The organism is Bacillus sp. JJ783 (assembly GCF_036963225.1).
Taxonomy (GTDB): Bacteria; Bacillota; Bacilli; order Bacillales; family Bacillaceae_G; genus Bacillus_A; species Bacillus_A cereus_U.
Map to the genome: position 1 here is coordinate 2,211 of NZ_JBALMG010000155.1, position 7,595 is coordinate 9,805.

Consider the following 7,595-nt stretch of genomic DNA (forward strand, 5'->3'; position numbering starts at 1 on the left):
ATGAAATTTTACTAATCCCTGGGAGGGTGTCACAAAAACAAGAATTTAAAAATGGTGACTATAAAAAAAATATTGAAGTCATTCAAGGAGATTGGACAAAGACATTTCGTGTGAAAAAAACTGTGGGGAATTTAGTTTTACCACATGATCCTAGTAGTATTTATATTGCTGTTCAAGATCATGTGTATGATGAAATTCCTCATACGAGTAATCCAAAAGATGAAAATATTCAACATCGTACTTACGGATTTGTTGTAGATGATTGGATAAAAACGAAAGAGATTTCAAATCAATTAAAGAATGTATTCGATAAAGATCTTAGGGACAGAGATTTCTACTTTGAAGCTTTAACATTAAACTTGTTGGAGGCAAAGCAAAAGAATGGTTTATTACTTATGGCAAGTGTTTTAGTCGGAATCGTTTTCTTTACATTTGCTGCTAGTTTTATTTATTTCCGATTATATACTGATTTGGACCGTGATCAACAACAATATAAAATGATTTCGAAAATGGGATTAAGTAAACGAGAGTTAAAAAAAGTTGTAACGAGACAGTTAGTATTAATGTTCTTCTTACCGATTATCATTGCAGTGATTCATACTGTAGTTGCGTATACGGCACTGCAACAATTAGTCGATTTTTCTATTTTAAATAGCTCGATCGTTATTTTAATTTCATTTATATGTATACAAGTTTTATATTTCTTTATAACTCGTTGGCGTTACCTACAAAAGCTTTATAAAGTTATGGAGCAATAGAGTATATTAGCTTGTAAGACTACACAAAAGTATGTGAAAAAATGAATTGTATGATGAAAGGAAACGCGATGAAAAGAACTTTAACTATTTTTATGTTAACGATACTACTTTTAATAAGTTTTAGTGCATGCTCTAAAAAGGAACATCCATTTCCTGCAAACGGTTTATTAATCATTGGAGATGAAAATAAAATTTCACCAATTATTAATCGTTATCAAGAAATTACGAAAGAAAATGAAGTGTTTTCTGTGAAAAAAGGTAAAGTTGGAAATGGACAGGTATTAATTTTAAATGAATCTACAGCACAAGCATTGATTAAAGAAAAAGTTTTTCGTAAACGAGATAATGGCTCCAATTATATTATAGATACGTTACCGAAATTCCCAAAAGAAGGTTCGCTGTTGTTTACACATGAAGACGAAAAGAATATGAAAAGTATTGAATTAGAAGGAAAAGAGATTCCAGTTTCATACGATAGTGACGCTTGGATAGGTAACACTCGTACATATCCAACGCAATGGTATGTGATTGTAGCACAAAATAGTGTGTATAAAGAAATAAAGGCAAATGAAACGAAAATGCACCTTCTTCATCTGAAAAAATCTTTAGGAGATGAAAAACCTAAAATGTCGACAGATAATACATTGGTTAATGAAAATGTCAAAGTAACAAAGCTAATTAAAGGTTTGGAAGGAGAAGTATCTTTTCAGTTTGTAACGATTGGAGAAAAATCTTAAAAAAGAGTTCAAGGTTGATAAAAACTTTATCAGTCTTGAACTCTTTTTAGTTTATAGACCAATCAAATATTATGCTTTACATTACTTCATTTAATCGAGTCTCACTCGTTTCTTCAATCGTATTTGAATTTTGAACTGAATTATTTTGAGCTTCTTTTTCTTTACGGACTTTTTGTAGTATTTCAAGTATGATCCATAAAGGAACACCTTTATCTTTCAACATCTTCCATAAATCTAATTCGTTAAATTTATGCTCAGGTTGTTTCATTTCTTTTTCAGATGAACGAATATCAAATTTGATTGGATCATTTGATTTCTTATCTTCAAGCTTAGTAGAAGAGATAGTATTATGCTCAAGATTAGATGGAGTTATTTTAGTAGGTTGAGATAATGTATGAATGTTTGATCCGATTTGCATGCTTTTTTCCTCCTTTTCAAGCAATAAAATTAGTTTTCTTATGAATATTAAATCCATTTAACATGAGGAAACTACGTTAAATTGTAAATTCAAATAATTAGATTTACAAGTTGTATTGTAAAAAGTAAATGTTTACTTGAATTAATATTTATCAACATTTGTGTATGTTTTCTATATATACAACGTATATAAAATACTTTACATTATGTTTAAGTTAAAAACGAATTGTGTAAATCTTTTTCACGGAAAAATGTAAACGTTTTATTAGGGGGAGAAAGTATGGGGAAGCTATTTTTAAAAATATGTTTTTTTGCATTAGTGACTGTTTGTTCATTTGTAGCGAAAACAACTTACGCTGAAGAGAGGCAACAAAATAATTATCCTATCATTTTAGTGAATGGATTTGCTGGATGGGGTAGGGAAGAAATGCTAGGGGTAAAATATTGGGGTGGTGTTCATGATATACAGGAAGATTTAAAAAGAAATGGTTATACAGTTCATACGGCTGCTGTTGGCCCTGTTTCTAGTAATTGGGACCGTGCATGTGAATTATATGCGCAAATTAACGGTGGAACAGTAGATTATGGTGCGGCGCACGCTGAGAAACATGGACATAATCGTTTTGGTAGAACTTATAGTGGGTTTGCACCGAATTGGAGTGAAACAAATAAAGTACATTTAGTTGGGCATAGTATGGGTGGACAAACGACAAGAACATTAGTGCAGCTATTAAAGGAAGGGAGTTTTGAAGAAAAGAATTATGTGAAAAACTATCCAAACGCAAAGATATCACCACTATTTGAGGGTGGTAAATCATATGTTCATAGTGTTACAACATTAGCAACTCCGCATAATGGGACAACACTTGCCGATGGAAGTCTCTTGTTGCCGTTCGTTAAAGATTTACTCATTACTGCTGCAAGTTTAGGAGGAAACAATAATTTATTATTATATGATTTTAAATTGGATCAATGGGGTATGAAAAAGAATGGTGGAGAGTCCTTTTTCCAATATACTGATCGTATTTTAAATAGTTCAATTTGGAAAAATACAAAAGATATAAGTCAATGGGATTTAAGTACTGATGGTGCAAAAGAGTTAAATAATTGGGTAAAGACGCAATCGGATGTATATTACTTATCGTATAGTGGACATGCATCGCAAGCAGCACCTATAACAGGTTTACAATTACCTCATATTACGATGAATAAAGTGTTAATGGGTAATGCATTTTTCTTAGGTTCCTATGCAAGATATGAAGAAAATCGCCCATTAATTGATACATCTTGGTGGCAAAATGACGGTGTAGTAAATACAAATTCTATGATTGCGCCTTCGTCTAATATTGCCGTAAATAATAATGAGTCTTTACAGGTTGGAAAATGGAATCATATTGAAACGAAAGTAAATTGGGATCATCTCGATATGGTAGGATTAAGTGTTTCAGACACGTTAGGTTTTTCTAATATTCAAGAATTTTATAGAACAATTGCAGAAAAGTTATCATGGCTACCGCAATAGTTAATAATAAAGCGCTCTCGATGGAATTCGGGGGCGCTTTATATTATATTGAAAGAGGGATTTGGTAGGAAAATATGGGGGGATATTATGAAAATTCAAGTTGTTTTATCAGGGTATGGGACAGTTGGTAAAGAATTTATTAAATTATTAAACGAAAAATATTTATATATAAATGAAACATATGGAATTGAGTTAGTTGTTAGTGGAGTGATAGGAAGAAATATTGCAATACATAACGGGAAAGGTTTGCAGATTAATGATTTATTGACGTATGGTGATGGTTCTGCGGCAATTGAAAAATATATCGCCCATTATCCAGAGGAACGCGGAACAATTAATATAAATGGTACTGTATTGGTTGAATCAACTGCTACAAATCTTAAAAATGGAAATCCAGGGAAACAGTATATGAAACAAGCTATTGAAAATCAAATGGATATAGTAGCTATTTCAAAAGGTGCACTTGTTACAGCTTGGAGTGAACTAAATGAGGCAGCGCGTATTTCAGGCTCACGTATTCGATATAGCGGTGCAACTGCGGCTGCGTTACCGACATTAGACATTGGACAACTAAGTTTAGCAGGTTGCCATATTGAAAAAATAGAAGGAATATTGAACGGGACAACAAATTATATTCTTACAAAGATGCATGAAGAAGATAAGACGTTTGAAGAAGCGTTGCAAGAAGCACAAAATAAAGGAATTGCGGAGACTAACCCGTTATTAGATGTAAGCGGGATGGATAGCGCTTGTAAATTATTACTTTTGACGAATAGTTTAATGGGAACAGATTATTCACTCAAAGATATACAAATAAACGGAATAGAGCACGTTACAACTCAACAAATTCAAAATGCAAAGGAACAAAATAAATCTATTAAATTGATTGCATCAGCATATAAAGATGATAATGGAAAAGTAAATCTTAGTGTAAAACCTTGTAATTTAGAGAAAGAACATCCATTAGCAAATATAAATAGGACCGAAAAAGGAATTACATTCTTTACGGATTCAATGGGACAAGTGACAACGCTTGGAGGGGCCTCAAACCCACGTGGGGCAGCCGCAGCCGCTTTGAAAGATGTAATCAATCTATATCGAAAGGATTTATAGGCTTTATAACCGTACCGCTATTCATAAAAAATACATATGTGGTGGACCTTTTGAGAATGAAATAAATATGCAAAAATAATTGCAGGGGGTAAGGAATTGTTTAAGGATTTTAAAGTTGTAAAAGATCGTCCCGTTTATATTCAATTAAAGGATTATTTAAAAAAGATGATTATGAAAGGGCATTTGCTCGGTGATCAAAAAATCCCATCAACAAGGGAACTGAGTGAATTATTATCAGTGAGCAGAAATACAGTACTCTCTGCTTACGCGGATTTAGAACAAGAAGGACTCATTTATGCAGTTAAAGGAAAAGGAAATTTCGTTGCGAAGGTGGATATATCTAACACCTCGTCTGTTGAAATAGATTGGAAAAATAAACTTAATGCTGTTACCACATTAGCGGATGAATTAGACTTAATGAAACATGGAGTTCGCTGGGAAAAAGGAATGATTGTTTTTAATAGTATAGCCCCGGACGAAAAGCTATTTGATGTTGAAAATTTCAAAAGAGCTTTTCTTACTCGTATGTCCATTGAAGGGGATATCGTATTGAACTACGGATATGCAAAAGGTTATCGACCGTTAATGAATTATCTACTTCATTACATGGAAATGAAAGGTGTAGATATTTCGAACAAAGATATTTTAATTACAAATGGATTTACAGAAGGATTAGATATTGTACTTTCTTCCTTATCGAAAAAATCAGGGCGTGTTATTTGTGAGAATCCAACTCACCATGCTGCATTGAAACTTTTTCGCTTACATGGACTTGAAGTTCATGGGATAGATATGAATGATGATGGTATTGATACGACTGAAGTAGAAAAAAGTTTGCGTGAAAAGGATTTTGATTTTGCGTATTTGATTCCTTCTTATCATAATCCAACTGGTATTGTTACGAGTTCGGAGAAAAGAACGGAATTGATGAGGTTATTTTCGAAATATAAGGTTCCTATTATAGAGGATGGTTTTAATGAAGAATTACGTTATTCAGGTTCACATTTGGCCCCATTATTAACTTTTGCAGGGGCTGGTAATAATGTGATTTATATTAGCAGCTTTTCAAAGGTACTTTTCCCCGGTTTACGTGTAGGTTGGATCATTGCAGATAAAGAACTGATACATTATTTAGAAAGTGTAAAAAGAGCAAGAACGATTCACACTTCTACGTTAGATCAAGCTGTTCTGTTTCAATATTTACATGAAGGATATTTTGAAAAATATTTAAAAAAGGCAAGGTCTGTTTATAAGAAAAAATATGAGTTAGCTGTTGGGGCGTGTAATCAGTACATTCCGTTTAAAAGAATGACTGGAGATGGTGGACTTCATTTGTTTATAGAGTTGGAAGAAAAAATTCAAGCCCGCACACTTTTACAAAAGTGTTATGAAAAAGGAGTTACGTTTTCTCCTGGAGATGTTTTTTACTCTGATGGAGGAGGAGCGAACACATTCCGATTAGGATTTTCACGTTTGAAAGAAAAGGAAATTGTTAGCGGGATTCAAATAATTGGTGAAACATTAAAAAATGAAACTTGGAGTTGAGAAAATGAGAATTGGCGTTATTATGGGAGGAGTATCCTCTGAAAAACAAGTATCAATTATGACTGGGAATGAAATGATTGCACATTTAGATAAGAGTAAGTATGAAATAGTTCCAATTACTTTAAATGAAAAAATGGATTTAATTGAAAAAGCGAAAGACATTGATTTTGCATTGCTAGCATTACACGGAAAATATGGAGAAGATGGTACAGTTCAAGGGACGCTTGAGAGTTTAGGTATTCCTTATAGCGGTAGCAATATGTTATCTAGCGGTATATGTATGGACAAAAATATTTCGAAAAAGATTTTGCGTTATGAAGGAGTAGAAACACCAGATTGGATTGAACTCACAAAAATGGATGATTTAAAGCTTGAAGAATTAGATAAGATAGGATTTCCGTTAGTGGTAAAACCTAACTCTGGTGGCTCAAGTGTTGGAGTAAAGATCGTCAATGATAAAAATGAATTAATCTCAATGCTGGAAACTGTATTCGAATGGGATTCTGAAGTAGTAATTGAGAAGTATATAAAAGGTGATGAGATTACATGTTCAATTTTTGATGGTAAACAGTTACCTATTATTTCGATTCGACATGCAGCTGAGTTTTTTGATTACAATGCAAAATACGATGATGTTAGTACAATTGAAGAAGTTATTGAACTTCCAACTGAAATTAAGGAACGTGTAAATAAAGCGTCAATGGCTTGTTATAAAGCATTAAAATGTAGTGTTTATGCAAGGGTTGATATGATGGTGAAGGACGGAATTCCATATGTAATGGAGGTTAATACATTACCAGGGATGACACAATCAAGTTTACTGCCGAAAAGTGCAGAAGCAGCGGGAATTAGCTATAGTAAGCTATTAGATATGATCATTGAAACTTCATTAAAAGTAAGGAAAGAAGAAGGTTTTTAAGATAATTGTACAATTAAAACTTTTGATAGTTCCACGAAATATGCTATGATAATTACAATACAACAACTAAATATTTATCCACTAGAGGGGCCTTTTATAGGCTGAGATCAAATGTGATTTTGAGACTCTTAGTACCTGATCTGGTTAATGCCAGCGTAGGAAAGTGGGGAAGACATGATATTTAATGCATAAATTAATATTGTCTATTTCACTTTCTTTACGCCTGTAAAGAAAGTTTTTTTTATTTCATTAAATGTGGATAAATACTTATATTTTATAAATTATTGGAGGGATTTAAATGACTTTTTCACAATCATTACGTAAAGAAGTAGATTCAATTTGGGAAGCGAGTTTCAATCACCCTTTTGTAAAAAAGCTTGGCGAAGGAACGTTAGATTTAGCTAGTTTCCGTTATTATGTGCTTCAAGATTCATATTATTTAAGTCATTTTGCTAGAGTACAAACGTTAGGTGCTGCAAAGGCTCTTGAATTAGAAACGACGGCTCGTATGGCGCATCATGCACAAAATACGTATGAAGCTGAGTTATCTTTACATGAGAATTTCGCAAAGAAATTAGGGATTA

Annotated in this window: 6 protein-coding genes, 2 pseudogenes and 1 riboswitch; of the genes and pseudogenes, 7 read left to right on the forward strand and 1 reads right to left on the reverse strand. The window is 32.8% G+C overall.

Annotated features, from left to right (window positions below; all coding sequences use genetic code 11):
• A pseudogene (locus V7038_RS25655) lies at window positions 1-758 on the forward strand (FtsX-like permease family protein); the annotation flags it as partial.
• A gap of 53 nt (window positions 759-811) precedes the next feature.
• A complete protein-coding gene (locus V7038_RS25660) occupies window positions 812-1,495 on the forward strand; it encodes a lipoprotein BA_5634 family protein (RefSeq protein ID WP_335695837.1) in 684 nt (227 codons plus the stop codon).
• A gap of 76 nt (window positions 1,496-1,571) precedes the next feature.
• On the opposite strand, the gene V7038_RS25665 is transcribed toward V7038_RS25660, so the two are convergent.
• Window positions 1,572-1,913, reverse strand: coding sequence for a DUF3914 domain-containing protein (locus V7038_RS25665; RefSeq protein WP_335695836.1), 342 nt, complete (start codon window positions 1,911-1,913; stop codon window positions 1,572-1,574).
• Between the two features lie 279 nt (window positions 1,914-2,192).
• On the opposite strand from V7038_RS25665, the gene V7038_RS25670 reads away from it, so the two are divergent.
• The 5 genes and pseudogenes from V7038_RS25670 to V7038_RS25690 form a co-directional block, all read left to right on the forward strand.
• Window positions 2,193-3,434 carry an esterase/lipase family protein gene (locus V7038_RS25670; RefSeq protein WP_070139377.1) on the forward strand — a complete coding sequence of 414 codons (1,242 nt, stop codon included), beginning with the start codon at window positions 2,193-2,195 and terminating at the stop codon, window positions 3,432-3,434.
• A gap of 87 nt (window positions 3,435-3,521) precedes the next feature.
• Window positions 3,522-4,547 (forward strand): homoserine dehydrogenase, encoded by a 1,026-nt coding sequence (locus V7038_RS25675; protein ID WP_002110216.1) that lies wholly within the window; start codon window positions 3,522-3,524, stop codon window positions 4,545-4,547.
• 96 nt (window positions 4,548-4,643) lie between these two features.
• Entirely contained in the window at window positions 4,644-6,092 is a 1,449-nt protein-coding gene (locus tag V7038_RS25680; protein WP_002110215.1) for a PLP-dependent aminotransferase family protein, read from the forward strand.
• 4 nt (window positions 6,093-6,096) lie between these two features.
• Window positions 6,097-7,011: a D-alanine--D-alanine ligase gene (locus tag V7038_RS25685; protein WP_016105018.1), complete on the forward strand. Its 915-nt coding sequence runs from the start codon at window positions 6,097-6,099 to the stop codon at window positions 7,009-7,011.
• Window positions 7,012-7,084: 73 nt separating this feature from the next.
• Window positions 7,085-7,190: riboswitch (TPP riboswitch) on the forward strand.
• Between the two features lie 119 nt (window positions 7,191-7,309).
• Window positions 7,310-7,595 (forward strand): annotated as a pseudogene (locus V7038_RS25690) (thiaminase II); the annotation flags it as partial.

Excerpts from the sequence above, each read along its gene's own strand:
- V7038_RS25660 (WP_335695837.1), top strand. The coding sequence starts at position 812 with ATGAAAGGAAACGCGATGAAAAGAACTTTAACTATTTTTATGTTAACG.
- V7038_RS25665 (WP_335695836.1), bottom strand. The coding sequence starts at position 1,913 with ATGCAAATCGGATCAAACATTCATACATTATCTCAACCTACTAAAATA.
- V7038_RS25670 (WP_070139377.1), top strand. The coding sequence starts at position 2,193 with ATGGGGAAGCTATTTTTAAAAATATGTTTTTTTGCATTAGTGACTGTT.
- V7038_RS25675 (WP_002110216.1), top strand. The coding sequence starts at position 3,522 with ATGAAAATTCAAGTTGTTTTATCAGGGTATGGGACAGTTGGTAAAGAA.
- V7038_RS25685 (WP_016105018.1), top strand. The coding sequence starts at position 6,097 with ATGAGAATTGGCGTTATTATGGGAGGAGTATCCTCTGAAAAACAAGTA.